Annotated in this window: 15 protein-coding genes and 1 pseudogene; 3 read left to right on the top strand and 13 right to left on the bottom strand. The window is 53.6% G+C overall.

Annotation, left to right across the window (positions count from 1 at the left end; genetic code table 11):
- Position 1 precedes the first annotated feature (1 nt).
- Complete coding sequence (locus K6I40_RS01975) at positions 2-874, bottom strand: hypothetical protein (RefSeq protein WP_222913535.1); 873 nt, start codon at positions 872-874, stop codon at positions 2-4.
- 5 nt (positions 875-879) lie between these two features.
- On the opposite strand from K6I40_RS01975, the gene K6I40_RS01980 reads away from it, so the two are divergent.
- Positions 880-1,158, top strand: a complete 279-nt coding sequence (locus K6I40_RS01980) for a hypothetical protein (RefSeq protein ID WP_222913537.1) — start codon at positions 880-882, stop codon at positions 1,156-1,158.
- Positions 1,159-1,182: 24 nt separating this feature from the next.
- Here K6I40_RS01980 and K6I40_RS01985 read toward each other — a convergent pair whose 3' ends face one another.
- The 3 genes from K6I40_RS01985 to K6I40_RS01995 all read right to left on the bottom strand — a co-directional run bounded on the left by K6I40_RS01985 (position 1,183) and on the right by K6I40_RS01995 (position 2,214).
- Complete coding sequence (locus tag K6I40_RS01985) at positions 1,183-1,575, bottom strand: hypothetical protein (protein ID WP_222913539.1); 393 nt, start codon at positions 1,573-1,575, stop codon at positions 1,183-1,185.
- Positions 1,572-1,760 (bottom strand): hypothetical protein, encoded by a 189-nt coding sequence (locus tag K6I40_RS01990; protein ID WP_222913541.1) that lies wholly within the window; start codon positions 1,758-1,760, stop codon positions 1,572-1,574. The genes K6I40_RS01985 and K6I40_RS01990 overlap by 4 nt, the downstream gene beginning before the upstream one ends.
- Positions 1,761-1,911: 151 nt before the next feature.
- Positions 1,912-2,214 (bottom strand): hypothetical protein, encoded by a 303-nt coding sequence (locus tag K6I40_RS01995; protein WP_222913543.1) that lies wholly within the window; start codon positions 2,212-2,214, stop codon positions 1,912-1,914.
- A gap of 192 nt (positions 2,215-2,406) precedes the next feature.
- On the opposite strand from K6I40_RS01995, the gene K6I40_RS02000 reads away from it, so the two are divergent.
- The gene (locus tag K6I40_RS02000; RefSeq protein ID WP_222912653.1) at positions 2,407-2,631 is read left to right on the top strand and encodes a winged helix-turn-helix transcriptional regulator; all 225 of its coding nucleotides are present in this window, start codon (positions 2,407-2,409) and stop codon (positions 2,629-2,631) included.
- A gap of 236 nt (positions 2,632-2,867) precedes the next feature.
- Here K6I40_RS02000 and K6I40_RS02005 read toward each other — a convergent pair whose 3' ends face one another.
- From K6I40_RS02005 to K6I40_RS02015, 3 genes are all read right to left on the bottom strand, one after another.
- A complete protein-coding gene (locus K6I40_RS02005) occupies positions 2,868-3,749 on the bottom strand; it encodes an HNH endonuclease (RefSeq protein WP_222912654.1) in 882 nt (293 codons plus the stop codon).
- Between the two features lie 509 nt (positions 3,750-4,258).
- Positions 4,259-5,836 (bottom strand): DUF1524 domain-containing protein, encoded by a 1,578-nt coding sequence (locus tag K6I40_RS02010; protein ID WP_222912655.1) that lies wholly within the window; start codon positions 5,834-5,836, stop codon positions 4,259-4,261.
- A 113-nt stretch (positions 5,837-5,949) separates the two neighbouring features.
- Positions 5,950-6,768, bottom strand: coding sequence for a DUF262 domain-containing protein (locus tag K6I40_RS02015; protein ID WP_222912656.1), 819 nt, complete (start codon positions 6,766-6,768; stop codon positions 5,950-5,952).
- Positions 6,769-7,030: 262 nt separating this feature from the next.
- Between K6I40_RS02015 and K6I40_RS27680 the strand changes: the two are divergent.
- Positions 7,031-7,284 (top strand): annotated as a pseudogene (locus K6I40_RS27680) (hypothetical protein).
- On the opposite strand, the gene K6I40_RS27685 reads toward K6I40_RS27680, so the two are convergent.
- The 6 genes from K6I40_RS27685 to K6I40_RS02035 all read right to left on the bottom strand — a co-directional run bounded on the left by K6I40_RS27685 (position 7,281) and on the right by K6I40_RS02035 (position 15,513).
- On the bottom strand, positions 7,281-7,409 hold the full coding sequence (locus K6I40_RS27685) for a hypothetical protein (RefSeq protein WP_255681309.1): 129 nt from the start codon (positions 7,407-7,409) through the stop codon (positions 7,281-7,283). The pseudogene K6I40_RS27680 and the gene K6I40_RS27685 overlap by 4 nt on opposite strands.
- 441 nt (positions 7,410-7,850) lie before the next feature.
- Positions 7,851-8,336 (bottom strand): ATP-binding protein, encoded by a 486-nt coding sequence (locus K6I40_RS27690; protein ID WP_255681311.1) that lies wholly within the window; start codon positions 8,334-8,336, stop codon positions 7,851-7,853.
- Between the two features lie 22 nt (positions 8,337-8,358).
- Positions 8,359-9,738, bottom strand: coding sequence for a DUF87 domain-containing protein (locus tag K6I40_RS02020; protein WP_255681312.1), 1,380 nt, complete (start codon positions 9,736-9,738; stop codon positions 8,359-8,361).
- Complete coding sequence (locus K6I40_RS02025) at positions 9,731-11,011, bottom strand: DNA double-strand break repair nuclease NurA (RefSeq protein WP_222912657.1); 1,281 nt, start codon at positions 11,009-11,011, stop codon at positions 9,731-9,733. The genes K6I40_RS02020 and K6I40_RS02025 overlap by 8 nt, the downstream gene beginning before the upstream one ends.
- Complete coding sequence (locus K6I40_RS02030) at positions 11,012-14,320, bottom strand: AAA family ATPase (protein WP_222912658.1); 3,309 nt, start codon at positions 14,318-14,320, stop codon at positions 11,012-11,014. It abuts the gene before it with no gap.
- On the bottom strand, positions 14,317-15,513 hold the full coding sequence (locus K6I40_RS02035; RefSeq protein WP_222912659.1) for a DNA repair exonuclease: 1,197 nt from the start codon (positions 15,511-15,513) through the stop codon (positions 14,317-14,319). The genes K6I40_RS02030 and K6I40_RS02035 overlap by 4 nt, the downstream gene beginning before the upstream one ends.
- Between the last annotated feature and the right edge of the window lie 95 nt (positions 15,514-15,608).

The raw sequence follows: 15,608 nt of genomic DNA on the forward strand, positions 1-15,608 counted from the left end.
CCTAGCCGTGGACACCAGCCGTCCCCGGTGATTCATCGGATTCAGTGGTCTCGCCCGGGATCGAGGCATTGGTCTTCAATAGCACTCGACGCTCCGTGTACGGCAATCCGTTCCTCCGTTCTGTCTGCTTGCGGATAGCCAACCGATTCTTCGATAATTCGAGCAACGCGTCAATCGTCCTTGAGACGAGTTTCTTCGCGTAGGCATCACTAACACCACTTTCCTGGCGGCGGATCCAGTGTTTCATATCGCTTGCCTTCACGTACTCCTGAATGTCCTTGCACCCCTTCTGCCAGGGGTTGTCGCCGACGCTCGGATCGGTCCGTGCCCGCCAGAGTTTAGCAGCAAGTCGTGCTGGGAGCGAGTTTGTCGACGAGTGCAACATATCGTCGTCCATCCGTGCAAGTTGCTGGATGGGCAGCAGATCTCCGTGTGATAGCGCTACGCTCCCACTACGGTCAAGTGGGTCGTCGGAGTCGGGGATCCGTACGTAGGCAGTACCGTCTTCCTTGGTGAACCGCTCGAGGCGGTCGACGCTGCCGACAAGCGGATCGGGGTCGACGTTCTCCGCGAGCAGATGTGCTCTTTTTTCGAGCTCACGTGTCTGTATTTCTGCGATTCGATCCTTGTTCGCACCGGCTTTCTTCAGTGCTGCATCGGTGACTGCTTCTAGCCGAGTGTTCTCCTCTTCGAGCCGTTCGACTTCCTTTTCGAGGGCGTCGATCTGTTCTTGCTGATCTTCGATTCGGTCGTTCTGTTGAGCGACCGTCTCTCGAAGCGTTCCGTTCTCGGCTTCGAGATCGTCGATACGATCTTCGAGTTGCTCGAGGCGATTGAGAACTGATGCGTCGCTGGTGGTACTGTTGGGTGTCATCGGAAATGCAGTATAGTATTCTCGAGGATCGGGAACGGCTCCTGACGGAGACGCCCAGAAAGTCGCCCACCATCGACGAGGTAGCAGTTGTGGGCGACGTTGTCGTCCCGATCCGTATAGGTCGTTCTCCAGAAAGGGTCTCGGACGTCGTACCGCGATCACAGCGCTGTCGCTACGGCGATGGGTGGACTGGCTGCCTCGAGAGCGAATACTCGCTCGAGGCGACTGTGGGCGACGTGGCCACTGGCGGTAACTGGCCGTCCCTGACTGGAGCACCGTTCTGAGGGGATGACTGGAGGTAGCGCTCGTCAGACGGTGGCCACGATGGTCGGCTCGACAAGAATCGTCCAGTGGGTCTGACCAGCCATGGCCAGTCCGAGGTCAGCCTCGAGGAGGACGTCATCTCGACCACGTATCGTCTCCGTCAGGTCCGTCGGTGCACAACCGGCACAGTAGATGGCAGCGATGGTGTATGCTGGCTCGTCGGAGTGGCGGTAGGCTCGGACCGTCACCGGACGACCTTCGTAGAGGAGGTCACCGCAATGATGACAGGATGCAGTCTCGCCTGTCGTAATCTGTTTACCATCGAACTGCCTCTCGAGGAGGTGATTGTGATGACCTGTCGGTGAGGGTAGCTGCGTCTCCAGTGATTCGAGGTCGTCATCGCTGATCGTCGGCAGCCAGGCAGATGAGTCCGTCATTGGTTGCCCTCCTGCGGATCGTGATCCTCGATGTCGAACCGCTCGTACACCTCAATCGTCTCCTCAAGATTCCGGATCGCTGGCCCGAGTGTCAGTAGGTCAGCTAGCTGGCCGTCGAGCGTCTTGATGTCGTCGAGGACTTCCTCGAGACGAACACGCATGGCGTGGTCGGCGTCCGTCGTCATGTGTGTTCGACCTCTGTGCAGGCATCGTCGCTATCGATCCTAAGTAGTGCAGTGGGAGCACTGGTCGCCCACATACGCTCGTTGTCGAGAGCGTCAGTTCGATGTTGGACCTTGAGATAGAAGGTGTGATCGCTGGTAGTGTTGATCGCCATTAGTTGCCCACCTCGACTGTGTTCTCAAGGGAACCAGAGAGAGTTTTGTAGAGGTGCTGTGTCTCGAAGCCGTCGCGACGAGCGTCGATGTAGTCGATCCAGTCGTCGATCGATTTGTGGAGGCCCTCGAGGTCATAGCGGACTGTGCGTTCGCCGTCCCCGATGACATGAACGGACTCGTCAGTCGTCCGATAGACGTGGTGTGCGCCCTCTGTGTCGGTGCCAATAGGAATGTAGTCCTCTCGTGGTCCGGTGGACTGCACTTCCGAAACCGTTTCGTGGGTTCGCGGTTGAATACTCATTGTCCTTCTTGTCTGGAGGACGCAGGTCGGCTGCTCCAACAGCCGGCCGAGAACTTTCCCGGCCACCCTGCGTCTCACGGTTACTATTCCATCAGCCAATCAATTAAACCTATTGATTATAGGTTGAAACCGATAAGGTATTGGTCATTGCCCCCAACTTATCATCCACCAGTGAGAATAGCAACTAAATCCATGGATGCAGACGATATGCGCGACGCTGACTGGGCAATTCTCGAAGTACTTCGAGAAGGACGCGCGAACGCACCACTTATCGCCGAGGAAACAGACTACTCTGCACAATATGTCCGCGAGCGCCTCGGACGTCTGAAGCAGGATGATATCGTCAAACCACTAGGCCATGGCATCTACGAAGTCAACGAGAGCGAAGTACCGTCGTATAATTCTAATCAGGAGTGATCCGCCGTCTGAAGAGCAAACCGTCGCTTACGAAAATTGTCGTGATTAACAGGACAAACCGTAGTAAGCGCGCCGTCGCGAAGGACGAATAGTACGACAAGATATGAGATGTAGTCCGATTCGAACTGGTTCCTGCTGGTGGTGTAGAAATCGATACCGCGATCACAGGTCTCAGTGATATCTCCAGCTGAAGCACATGAAACAGTGGTTCTAGGTATGAGAATTTATCTGTTTCTCTACTCAAGATTAGATATAGTTGAATTATGGTACTCTAGGAATTCATAGCTGATTTCGTGTGAATTACTAACAGTAAGTGACGATCCATCTACCGATTCTTCATAAGCATGAGTTACAGTCAAAGTATCTGGATCAACTTCTACTAAACCATAATCAAAGTCAGAATGGTGATTGGGGCAGAGAATAAGTATATTTTCTACTATATCTGGCCCAGGTTGATCGGCGCCAAGAGGCTGAATGTGATGTGCCTCTGCATATCGGTTTGAGTCTGTTCTTTTCCTGTATTCACCGCAAATCTGGCATTTATGGTTGTATTGCTCTTTCAGACTTTTTGCAAGAGATGTATTTCTAATTATTCGGCTAACAGTAGATTCTACTCGATCGGGAGGTTGAAGATCAGATACTCTTTCACTCTTATCAACACTAGATGATTCTCCCTCAGAATCCACTGATGATGGCTCTATCTCGGATCCGCTATCTCTAATTTGATAACGTCCTCCTTGTAAGACAGCAAGCTTGTGAGAGTTCAAGTTCGCCTTCGGTGCATACTTATCCTGGAGATCTCGAATACAGACCATGAAGAATACAGTTTCTGGGTCCAACTGCCCAAGTGGTTTCACGCTCAAATCTGCAGCATAGGTGGCCAAGTTCTCCTTTGATGATTCAAGTAAGCCAACCACATTTAAGAGAAAGCTGTTTTCTTCTGGTGTTATTTCTGTATTTGCTTCAAAGCCGCTCAAGGCTTTTGTCCATTGGACCACCTCCGTTTCAGAAGGTGCTTCAGATAAGATCTCTTCGGCCCCAGGGTACCTATCATTATTTAGTACAGACTCTGTTGCATCAGCAATTCCATCGTACTCTCCACTGCTTCTTGCCCCCATAGACTAACTCTTCACGTCCACCTACTTAATGCCCCGAAGGGAGCGGGGCAATTGCGCGGCGCGCAGAGCGCGCGCCGCGCTGAGAGAAAGACGAATCGGCCGATACCCACCGGAAAGAGGGTGAACAGCAGTAATAGAGAGTGATGGGGCCGTAGTAACCGGAACTAGCGGAAGCTCTTAGGAGGATCACATTTTCTCAGTGTGAATGCGCTGAGACTACTTTACAGAGCCCGCCTCTGATATGCTTGTTAAGGGGATAATCAATGGAAGAAGCGACTCAGGAGGAAGTCAAAGAGGCGATTCTACAACTTGAAGAAGAGGATTCTGACGAGATTGTCATAGCTGATCAATAGCTGTGTCCCCAAGGGGACAACGCCAAAATTACAGCACCCTGCCCTATCTCCTCATAGCAAACCTCCAGTTGAGGCACATGAAACAGAGGTTTGTGAATGGAGACCCTTGAGCGGTATGCAGAGCGCGCGTTTTCTCAACGGAGTTTTGAGGCTAATTTAGAAGTTCCGACACTCGATCCTCCGTTCCTTATCGTCAGTTACTTTTTGTCTGATCTGATCATCTAACCCATCGAACTCGTCTTCCTTCACGCTAAACTCTATGTATTTCAACAGTTGTTTGATGAGTTTTTCTTTCCTCTCGAACATAATATCGTAGTTCCATGCTTTGTCTACCTTTTGTGCAATCGTATCGCTGGCAGTTCCCGTTGAAAGACGCTCAATCTCGCTCCGTTCCACATCAGTAATGTCTGACTCGAAGAAACCACTCTCGTCAGAGTTTTTTAAGAAGTCATTGACCATAATGTCTATATAATAATCATCCCAATATACTGGAATCTTCTTAGAAAACATTTTATTCTGTATGCTTTCATTGTCCGTATCGACTAAGAATATAAGATTTGAAATATCGTCTATGAACCTTCCAGATATTTCGTTCTGAGTAGTATGTATGTCGTCAATATTAGCATCATCCTCTTCAAGGTCCTCTTGCTCCACCTGGCTATTCCTCAATGTATCCACATTATTGTTCTTCAGATTCTGGACGTTCTCGGCGACCGGGATTTCCTTTTCACCGACCTTGAAGAAATAATCAAGCCAAGCATATTTTCCTGGATCAGAGCTGGCTTCGCTACGCTCGCTTTCATCAGATATCGGGGTTTTTGGCAGAATATGTTCGATATCGATATCTTCGTAATTACGTATCTCCTTCTCAATATCTCCATCATTCAAATAAATTTCAGTAGATCTCTGGAAGAGACACCGAGTAAGATTTCCAGAAGTCCAGTTTGTTCGTTTTGTGATGTGGTGTATTAGACCATCTTCAAACAAATCCTCAACTTTCTCTTCGACTTCATTGACGAGGTCAGAAACAACCTGTGTACTGTCAAACCGTTCGTCTTTATCACGACCTCTAAATTTCTGAACAGTACTAGTGTATACTCCTTCGATTGCTTCACCGCTATGGTCACTAATAGACTGACGAAGCGTTACAACTTCTATAGCGTCAAAAACCTCAAGTAAAAATTGGCCCCGTTCTTCCACTCCGTCAGATCCTTCATCAACCTGCATATTCTTATCAACATCCATGTAAATATAGGCAGCAAGCGCACGCCATTGAGTTGCCCCAATGCGGTTCCCTATTCGGTCCATAATCCGCTTGAGATCCTTGATATCATCATCGTTCAATGGCCTATTCGTATTATCTAACCTACAATCTACAATGTCCTTATAATACTTTGAATATTCAGAGACTTCCGAGACTAATTCAGATGCATCATCTTTGGTCAATCTTGCTGTATAATTCACATCACTGGGAGTCGTTCGATCAAACACATGCATTATCGCGTCGTTTGCTTCAGAAATATCGCTCACCTTTTCTTCTGTTGCAGCAATGAAATATTTCAGCATATCTTGAATATCATCTTTGTCACCTCCAAATCTTTCAAGTGTACTTCGCCATTCTTCCATTGTTCCACTGCTTTCTTCCCCGACCAGCCGATGCTTTATTCTGGCCCTTATTTTATCGATATCGTGTAATTCAAGACCCTTATCATTTATGGATTGGAAGATATCCAAACGAAGTTCGGGATTTGGTTCCGTAATCAAACATTCATTTATAGACATTGCATATAGGAGGTAAGATACGAAATTCATTATCACATTTGATTTCTCTTCTAAGGAGTCATCGGTTAACTCGTTAAAATATCCTCAATAAGACTATAAGTTTCAGTATATGTATTCATCATCCGCTCATGTGATTTTTCATACCTAATCCAAGTCCCTAGTTCGCCCGAAAACTCACTTGACACGTCTCGGTCCCCATTGTATTTGATGGGGGATTGGATTTGTGAAATGATTTCCTCAATAGTAATAGCTCTCGGTTTCATTTGACCGCTAACGTGATCGTCTCTCTCAATTCGATTTTCGAGAAATGACTTTAACCCGATATACCATCGGTCAGGATCAGCAGCAAGAGCCTGGAAATAGTCTTTGTCCTCTTCGTTCAATTGAACGGATGGCTCCGATTCATCATTATATGCTTCGTTCAACTTTTGTTCAACTTTTCTAAGATCATCAGCTAGTCCGTATAACTCTTCGTCATTTGCACGCCCTTTCAAATATAGAACATAATCATATGAAACTTTTAAAAGTAGTTGGAAAGTTGCCAATCGTTGTTGGCCATCAACAACATCTAAACGCTTATTATCGTCATTATTAGATGGCTCTGCAAAATACATCGCACCCATATAAATACCAGTTAGTTCCTCAAGGTCGCTGAGATCATCAGGTAGTGGTTCAAGTTCTTTGAAGGCATTCTTCAAGGTAGTCCAGAGATCTTCTCTCTGAGTCTTTTCCCATGAATAGTTTCGCTGATAGTCTGGCACCTGAAAGTCTTCATCTTCAAATATATCATATAGGTTCCTCTCTTCGATATTCAGGGCCTCATCGATAGTCTTCTTTGTATCTGGAAGCTCACGTAGTACGTGGATTTCAGAAAGGTTTCCCATACCCCTCCTTGTCATCAGCCAATAAAAAGTTGATGAGTGCTCTTCTATCTCTACAGCAAATTGACCCCTGGGGTTGTACGCCGATAGAATGTGATTTCACGAATATGCACACGTGACGCGAACCCTCGTGTACATATCTCGAGCCGATCTCTCGTTTGAGACGAGTTTTTTCTGGATAGCAGACACGTTTCTCCAATTTAGGGCCAAAATAGCCCATTCAGTGAGTCGAAAAACGAGGATTTCGGGGGTCGTGTGTACGAGCATGCGAATCAGAACCGACGGTGACTATGCATACCGGCGAGACGCCATCGAACGTGCAGCTGACTTCTACGATTGTAACAAGACGAAAGCGGTGGTGAGTGCGTGCGATGACGTTCCGAAGTTCGTCCAGGCTCCCGTTAGGTCCTCAAGCGCGACGACCTCACGCTCGAGCAACGCTAGGAGATCGCAGAGACTCTCTCGACGCGAGCAGTGTCCTTCGAGATTGATTCCGAGGTCGTAGTCGACACCGATTAGAAAACGGAGTCGATCGAGATCTTCGCTTGCTCGGTCTCGCGGTGATCGCCACCTCCATGCCAGCGCATCAGTTCCTTGAGAAAGTCCACCGGCTCACCATCAGTTGGTTCTGGGAAGTCACTCATTGCCCTCGAGACACCTCCAGTAGATCGTGTGAACGCTCTCACAAACGCGACGGGGGAGGCCTCCGGATGAGGTCTCGGTGATCATCTGACCACCCCAATGTGGGTAGTACCGGGTCATGATCGAATCCCTCTGCCGTACCGCGACTGACCATAACCGAGGTTTACAGTTGCTCGCCCAGCGAGTACACTTCGCTGGCCGTGTTTAGACGCGAAGATTCACGGGATAGAGTGCCTGTTATGTAGGAATAGCAATGTAGCTGTCCGAACTGTCGTTGACGTCCAAGAACACCTCTTAGAAACGTCGACGTCTCAGCCGTTCTTCCGAGAGTGTAGAATCGACACCGAGTGTCCAGTTAGAAACTCTCGACCACATCTCACGTTCAGTGGTCACAATCTAGCCATAGAACTCCTCTCGCTAGCGTCTAAACAAGGCCCACTTCGCTAATTCCCGTGCTTCGTCAGACAGTATGGGAGCCCCGTCACTTCAACTGCCTCAACGTCCGGCGCCTTCACGACTGCCTGTCCTTTCCCGAAGTTCGGAAGGTCTTTCGAAAACTCAGACGGAATCGATGAGACGTCGTCGACGACTTCCGACTTCAGCCCGAGAAAGATGTTCGTGTTGATTTGCTTGATGACATCGTCATCGACATCATCAGGATTCTGCGTGATGAGACAGAGTCCGAGTTTGTATTTACGCCCTTGCTTGACCGCAGCTCGAGCCCGACGGAGAATGTACTCTTCACGAAGGTTATCGGCGCTCGAGAAGTAGTTATGCGCCTCGTCGACGGCAACAAGAAGCGGCGTATTCCGGACGGCGGGATCGACCTGATAGTCGTCGATTTTGTTCTCAATGATATACGAGAGCAACGAGAGGACCGTAAGACTGTCCTTGGCGCCATTGAGGTGGCTCGTCGGGATGACAGTCACCTGTCCTTCTCGGAAGACCTCCTCAGAATATCCGGAAGGAAGTCCGTTCCTTCGTCGAAGACGTCGTGGAACGTTCCCCTGTCGACGCGACGCTGGACGGCCCCCAGGTGCCACCACCGATGTCGTTCTCGGCTCGAAGTCGGCTATCCTCATTGTCGTGTTCGGTGAGGAACGCGAGGAAATCCTCGTAGGTCGGTTGCGACACGCTGCGGTCACGGTAGCCGCCCTGCTCATCGAAACACGAGAAGTACGCATCGATGCAGTCGATAATTGCTCCGCGGGTAATCTCGGTCGGCTGGTACGGCATCAACAGATCCGGTCGGTCGCGAACGACTTCGAACGGGATCGAGAGTTCGCGACTCTCCGTCGTCGACGGCGCGTTCGTTCCGGCTACCTGTGGCACGAAGACCTCGAGATCGTCGACGCCGCCGTGCTTGACGCCGTGTCGTCGGAGCGTTCGCTGGATCGCCTCGTCGTCAGTGATCGCCGAGTTGTCCTCGCCCATCTCCCAGTACTCGTTCTCTGGATCGATGATAACGAGGTTCAACCGCCGCTGTTGGTCCTCGCCGGTGTCGTGATGCCGGATTGGGTAGCGCTTCTCGGAGACGAACTGACGGAGGACGTTCTTCGTAAAGTGGGTCTTCCCCTTCCCAGTCGAGCCAGCGACGAGCGCATGACGGAAGACGGCCGGTTCGCCGTCCTCTACTTCATCAGTCTCGCGATCGATACCGGGATTGCTGAGGTAGTAGGGGAACTTCTCGCCGTCCACGGTCATCGCATCACCGCCGACGGAAAGCCACCCGGCGAAAATTCCGTCCCCGGGAATGTTGAGCCCGGTACGGAGACAGTCTTCGTCACGGGCAAGTCGCGCCGGCGAGTTCGGCTTTGGAATACGGTTGACGATTCCGCTCTCGACGTCATCAGTTCCAACATCATGAAGGATCGAAAGCGGTTCTAACTCGGCGATCTGGACGTATTCGGATTCGTCGAGGTCGGCATACGCACTGATCTGGTTGTGGGCGTCCGACTTGTCGTCGAGGTCGGTGTACGGCTCGTATCGAAGCGTGTCCGTGACCGCGAACAGTTCGGAGTCGTCGGCCGGATACGGGATCTGAACGTAGTCACCGAGTCGGATGTCGTCCCGATCCTCGGTTCGGACGAACGTATTCACCTGGTAGTCACGGCGGCTGACGTGGATCTCTTCGCTCGCGACAACGTGACCGAACTCGTCGTCGGACGGTTCGGTCACGCCACTTGGAACGCTTCGCTCGGGTACTTCCCTGTCGTTGGGTTGGTCTGCTTCTTCGTCTCTGTTGGTGGAAGTACCGGACGAGTCGTTCGTCTCAGTGTGGTCGTCTTCGATCGGGTCGTTCTCGAGGATGTCGTCGATATTGTTACTCATAGTTGCGGCTGTCTTCGAGGTGGCTCCAGCGGCCATCGCGGTTGTAATCGAACGCCGGTTCGACGGTCTGGAGCGCATCGCGGATCGTTTCGCGGTTATCCGGGCTAATGCGTGCGATACGGTCGGCGCGTGCGACGGCACGGGGGACATCATTCTGCCGAGCAATCTCCTTGAGCGCCTTCAGACGGATCTGGTCACGCCGGTCCTCGTCGGTGAGGAAGAGAGCGGGCGTTTCGATCCGGAACACGTTCCCCGTCTTCGGTGTTCGGACATAGCAGAACGCCCGTCGATAATCGTCGGGCCGCCCGTGGCTGAGTTCGTCAGAGACGGCCTCGAGCAGATCGAACGAGTCACCGCGCAGTTCGACGTCCGTCTGGACGAACCACGAGGTGTACGTCAAGTGGTCGAGACTGGAATCTCGGAGCACCTCTCCGATGAACTGGTTGTCACGTAGCCACGGAACGTCACGGAACGTGCCATGCGGGCCGCGCAGTTCGTTCGCTTTGATTTTCTCTCGAAGCGACTCGGTGAGTTCGCCCATGGACGACGTTTTCACGACGCCGAGGATAGGGAGGTCACGCTCGTAGCAGGTATCAACGACTGCGACGTAGTTCTCGATCACCTTTGTCGGGAGGTCCCAGTTCCCGACGGGTGCACCCTGTCCAGACCGCTCGAGTAGCGTCCAATAAATAACACTCAGTGGGTAGACAGAGCCATCGAGGAACAACGGACCATCAATGGCATCGAGACACCGACGTGCGTGTCGTCCTTCGGCGAGTCGCTGTACCGTCGAGGTGAGGATCGATGTCACGTTAGTCCGCTGTCGCATCTCCGGAATCCGGATGATCTCTCCCTCGACACCGCTCTGTTCGATGGTCTCCTGATGGAGTGTGACGTCGTCGTCCTCAAGGTAGACGCCGGTCACGACTGTGCCCTGCTGTTCAGGTTCTCGATCGGCGTCGGCGCCGCTCACACCGAGTTTGGCGTGGGCCGTGTCGACGACCAGGCCGTTGTTGTACTCGAGCGGACGCGTCGTGCTGGCGTCGACGCCGTAGGTCGGTCCGTCCCACGGATCGTCGGCCCACGTTCCGAGTTCCGCCTTGCGCGTCTTGGAGTACGAGAGGTCGCCCAGCGGTTCAATCGTCCCTCCTGTATGATCGAGAAGGTCGAACAACTCCCGGGCGTGCGCTGCCTGATCCGCTACATCACGTGGAACACCGGCATCGATGTGCTCAGCAAGTTCCTGGATGACGCCGAACGCGCGCTCGTCCATTTAGTCGTCACCCAGGGTACGACCGAGCGTTCGCACATCGACGGTGCTGGCGTTCGTTTCCTCGTCGATACTGATGACACACTCGCGCTCGGCGCCCTGAATGAGGCGTTCGTCGTGTGAGACGACGATCACCTGCGGCACGTCCCAGTCGGTGATGCTGTCGAACATCTGCTCGAGGCGACCGACGTGGCCTTCGTCGAGGAACGTCGTCGGCTCGTCGAGGATGAACGGCGGGAGTCGGCCACTGTTGCCATCGCGCATCTCTGCGATGAGTTTGTAGATGCCAGCACGAAGTGCGAGATTGACGATGGCACGCTCACCGCCACTCGCGTTACTCGGGTGCTCGAGCGTGCCGTCGTCCCGGAGGAGCTGGATCGCGTACGGCGTCCCGTCGGGCCCCTCGTCGAGGATGCGCACCTGCTGATAGCTACTGTTCTTGTAGATATCGCTGAAGATGTCGTTCGTGTACTCGTTGACGTACGCGAGGTACTGCTCACGGAGATCGGATTTCGCGCCCTGATAGACGCGCATCATCTTCTCGAATTCGTTGGCTCGATCTTGTGCCCACTCGCGTTTTTCCTCCGCGAGTTCGAGCCGATCGTGGAACCGCTGGAGTTGTTCGAGTTCGTTTTCGAGAACGCCCCGGTCCGACCTGAGCGACTGGAGTGTCTCTTCGAGGTCCTCGGCCGTCCCCTCTCGCTGCTCGATCCGCTCTTCGACGGACTCGAGTTTTGTCTTCGTTTCTTCGATATCCGTCTCACCGAGTTCCTCCTCGAGGTCTTCGATTTCGTCTTCGACGTCAGCGATCTGCTTATTTAGCGTCTCGATGGACTCGCGAGCGTGGCCGATGTCCTGCTTGTGACTCTCGATATCGCCTTCGAGGTCATCGATCTCATCGTACGCATCTACTGCCTCAGCGGCGAGTTCGCGCTGTTTGGTCGCCGTCTCGATGGCGTCTTCTGCCACAGCAAGGTCGTCCTCGGCATCTGTGACCGCTTCCTGCTGTGCTTCGATCTGCTCCGACAGTTCGTCAATCTCCGTCTCTCGGGTCCCAAGTTCGGATTCCGTGTCGGCGTACTCATCCTGAAGGTCCGAGAGTTCGTCAACGCGATCCTCGTGTCGGTCGCGCAGTTGATCGACGGTCTCGAAGGTGTCGACAACGGCGTCACCCTCCTCGATACACGGCTCCAGATCATCGATCGCTGCTTCGAGGTCATCGATTTCGGCTTCGAGTTCGTCGACGGCAGCTTTCCTTTCCTCGAGGTCGCTCTCTGCGTCGGCCAGCGCTTCCTGTTCCTCGCCCAGTTCGTCCTGAAGCGTCTCGAGTTCGTCTTCCAGTTCCTCGACTCGATCCGCTGTTTCTGTGACGGTCTCAGTACGGAACTCTCGGAGGTCGACTGCGTCCTCTCGGAGGACATCTAGTTCGTCACGACGGGAGATGCGACCGTCACGCTCCTGCTTCGCCGTTTCGAGTTGCGTTTCCAACTCTGCGACCTCCGTCGTGATTTCGTCGAGTTCGTTCTCGAGGTGGTCAGCGTCGACCGTCTGACCACACTTCGGACACGTTGCGAGGCCGTCCAACGATTCTAATTCCTCCCGATCCTCCTCGAGGCTCTGTTTCCGCGTCGCGAGTTCCGTGACTCTGTTGTTTGCCTCTTCGATCGATTCCTGAATCTCGGCTTTGGCCTCGGGGATCCGATCGTCGATAGCCGTGCTGAGCGTGTCGTCAGTGACGTCGATGTCGAACGCTGCGAGTTCATCGCCGAGAGCGATCAGGTCGGTCTCGAACTGCTCTCGCTCGGTTTTGAGTTCGTCACGAGCGGATGAGAGCTCTGATTCCACCTCGCCGATTCGCTCTTCAAGTTCATTGATCTCCGATTCCGCAGCTTCGACATCTTCACGGGCGTCCGCAATGTTGCCCTCTTCGGCCTCGAGCGACGCCTCCTTGGCAGCGAGTTCCTCAGAGCGATCGTTCTTCTGTTCGATGAGTTCGTCCTTGTGTGATTCGACGATATCCAGAGTATTGTCGGTTACCGAGTCCGGACAGCGCTCATCAGGCAGGAACTCCTCCGTGGCCGCATTGCGGTCGCCTACGGCCTCCGAGAGTTCGGCCTCGATTGCTTCGACGTCCGTCTCTGCATCGTCGATTTCCTCCTCGAGCGTCGACAGTGACTCCTCGATCCTATCGTGCTCTTCACGGAGTTGTTCACGGTCCTCGTGAAGACGATCTCGTTCCTCTTTCGCTTGCTTGAGGGCGTTCTCTCGGTCCTGTCGCTCGACCCTCGCTGTCTCGACGGCGTTCCGTGCGGCCTCGAGTGTTGCTTCGGCGTCGGATTCAGTGCTGAGGTCGGTCTCGATCGAGTCGGTCGTCGCAGGCGTCTCGAGGTCCACGAGAGCGTTCGTTTTCTCCTCGATCCGGTCCTGAAGATCTTCGATTTCGGCCTCAGCGGCCTCGATCGCTGCTTCTGCCTCCTCGATGTCCTGTTGTTTGGTGGCCCGTTCCTCGAGGTGTTCCTCACGTGTGTCTTTCGCCTCACTGAGGTCTGTTTGCAGTTCGTCGTGATCCTCGATTGTATCCTCGAGTTTCCGTTTTGCCTCCTGAAGCTCCTCGAGGAATTCGTTGAGATCCTCGAGTTCGGATTCGGTGTCCGAGATTTCCGCTTCTTTGTCTGCGAGTTCGGATTCGTACCCTTCTACGTCGTAGTCGAACTCCTCGTCGATCGTCTCGCGGTGGTTTTCTACCGCCTGTTCATTCTCGGTGACGAGGCGGTTCGCTGCGCGACGTGCGCCCTTCATCCGGTAGCGGTAGCTGTCGATCCGATCGAGTCCGAGTAGATCGTCGATGAGCTCCGCACGAGCGTCATCGTCGAACAGACGGTCGACCTCACCCTGCTGGACGTACACCGAGCGGGAGAAGCTGTCCTCGTCCATGCCGACGACGTCGATGACCTCCTTTCGAACGTTCTGGATCCCGGATTTCGGCTCCTCGAGCGCCGAAGAGGAAATCTCCGCGCTATTCTGCCCGTTCGTATTGATCGTCCACGTGACCGTGTACGGGACGTTCTCGACCTCGAAGGTGAGTTCGATTTCCCCCGTTTCCGTCCCCCGACGGACGATATCGTCGAGGTTGAAGTTGTTCGATCCGACGTTGCGAATCTTCGAGAGGAACAGGCCACCAAAGATCGACATCAACAACGTCGTCTTGCCTGCCCCGTTGTCGCCCCGGACGAGTACCGTTCCGTCCGGCAGTTCGATAGTTTCGTCGCTGTAGCTCCGGATGTTCTGTAGCCGCAGTTTCGTGATCTTCATTCGTCTCCCTCCATCGTCACGGGTACGTCGATATCTTCGTCCGGCGTTTCGACCTCGTCGAAGGCTGCTTGCTGTGCGTCTCGTAGCGCGGGTTCGAGGTCGTTCGCAGCCCCGCTGACGGAGTCGTTGAGTCCTTCGCCTTCGCGAACACGACCGTCGACGTCGAGCGCCACCGCTGAGAAGTCCTCGTCTGCCAGTCGCTCTTCAATGGCACCGTCGAGTCCCTGAAGCGACATCGCCTCGATCGAGTCGACATCGATATCGACACGCCCTCGGTTATCGTCAACGCTCACGACGGCGGCGCCGGCGTCACGGGCCATCCGAATTACTTCGTTTGCGGTGACGGCACCGCGTTCGCCGGTGAGCTCGATCTTCGCAACGGCGTTGTTGAGGTCACGTCGGTCAAACACGTCTTGGACGTGACTCGCGCTATCATTCTCGCCGAACGCGATGTGGAACACCGCCCACGGGCGCGTTTCGAGTTCGAGTTGGCGTCGAGTGAGGTCACCGTCCTCGATTTCGAGCAGCTGGACGAGCCCCGTCTCCTCCTGATCCTTCGCACAGCGCTCGGTCGAGCTCGCATACCAAACGTCTGTCCCATCGACGTGTGTGCTCTTCGGCTGGTGGAGATCTCCAAGTGCGAGGCCGTCGAGATCGATATTAACACGCTCGAGGACGTCTTCGACGGGGTGATCAGCGACGATCCCTTCTGCAGGGGGCTCGAGCAGTTCGTGCATGCACAGGATCGAACACTGAATGTCCTCAGGTGGCGCTTCGAGGTCGAAGTCCGCTGTGTCCCAGACGCTCGGGCGGACTGCATCGATACCGTAGAGCGCCACATCACCGACGACTGTCGATGCTCGATCGAGTCGGGTCACGGCGTTCGTCCGCCGGAGGAGGTCGAGCCACTGATCATTGTTTTTCCGTTCGTGGTTTCCCACAATCCCATAGAACGGAATATTGCGCTCCTCAAGCGGCTCGAGTGCGTCAGCGCAACGCATGACCGTCGGAAGTGACGGCACAGGATCATCGAATAGGTCTCCGGTATGGATGACAGCGTCAACGTTGCGATCAACCGCGAGTTTGATTGCTCGCTCGAAGGAGTCTGCAAAGTCGTCACGTCGGACGTCTGAGCCGTATTGGCGCTTCCCGAGGTGGGTGTCACTGATGTGTAATAGTCGGGTTTCAGGCACGTTAGGCGTACAGGTAGCTCAGGATATATAAATGTATAAGAGAGTGAGTAGTCTATTTTAGAAAACAATTCATATGTCAATACTGCGCCTGCAGA

The sequence above is a fragment of the Natrinema sp. SYSU A 869 genome (assembly GCF_019879105.1).
Classification (GTDB): Archaea; Halobacteriota; Halobacteria; order Halobacteriales; family Natrialbaceae; genus Natrinema.

What these genes read in the sequence shown, in the direction of transcription:
- K6I40_RS01975 (WP_222913535.1), bottom strand. Translation starts at nt 874, where the DNA reads ATGACACCCAACAGTACCACCAGCGACGCATCAGTTCTCAATCGCCTC.
- K6I40_RS01980 (WP_222913537.1), top strand. Translation starts at nt 880, where the DNA reads ATGCAGTATAGTATTCTCGAGGATCGGGAACGGCTCCTGACGGAGACG.
- K6I40_RS01985 (WP_222913539.1), bottom strand. Translation starts at nt 1,575, where the DNA reads ATGACGGACTCATCTGCCTGGCTGCCGACGATCAGCGATGACGACCTC.
- K6I40_RS01990 (WP_222913541.1), bottom strand. Translation starts at nt 1,760, where the DNA reads ATGACGACGGACGCCGACCACGCCATGCGTGTTCGTCTCGAGGAAGTC.
- K6I40_RS01995 (WP_222913543.1), bottom strand. Translation starts at nt 2,214, where the DNA reads ATGAGTATTCAACCGCGAACCCACGAAACGGTTTCGGAAGTGCAGTCC.
- K6I40_RS02000 (WP_222912653.1), top strand. Translation starts at nt 2,407, where the DNA reads ATGGATGCAGACGATATGCGCGACGCTGACTGGGCAATTCTCGAAGTA.
- K6I40_RS02005 (WP_222912654.1), bottom strand. Translation starts at nt 3,749, where the DNA reads ATGGGGGCAAGAAGCAGTGGAGAGTACGATGGAATTGCTGATGCAACA.
- K6I40_RS02015 (WP_222912656.1), bottom strand. Translation starts at nt 6,768, where the DNA reads ATGGGAAACCTTTCTGAAATCCACGTACTACGTGAGCTTCCAGATACA.
- K6I40_RS27685 (WP_255681309.1), bottom strand. Translation starts at nt 7,409, where the DNA reads ATGAGTGACTTCCCAGAACCAACTGATGGTGAGCCGGTGGACTTTCTC.
- K6I40_RS02020 (WP_255681312.1), bottom strand. Translation starts at nt 9,738, where the DNA reads ATGAGTAACAATATCGACGACATCCTCGAGAACGACCCGATCGAAGAC.
- K6I40_RS02025 (WP_222912657.1), bottom strand. Translation starts at nt 11,011, where the DNA reads ATGGACGAGCGCGCGTTCGGCGTCATCCAGGAACTTGCTGAGCACATC.
- K6I40_RS02030 (WP_222912658.1), bottom strand. Translation starts at nt 14,320, where the DNA reads ATGAAGATCACGAAACTGCGGCTACAGAACATCCGGAGCTACAGCGAC.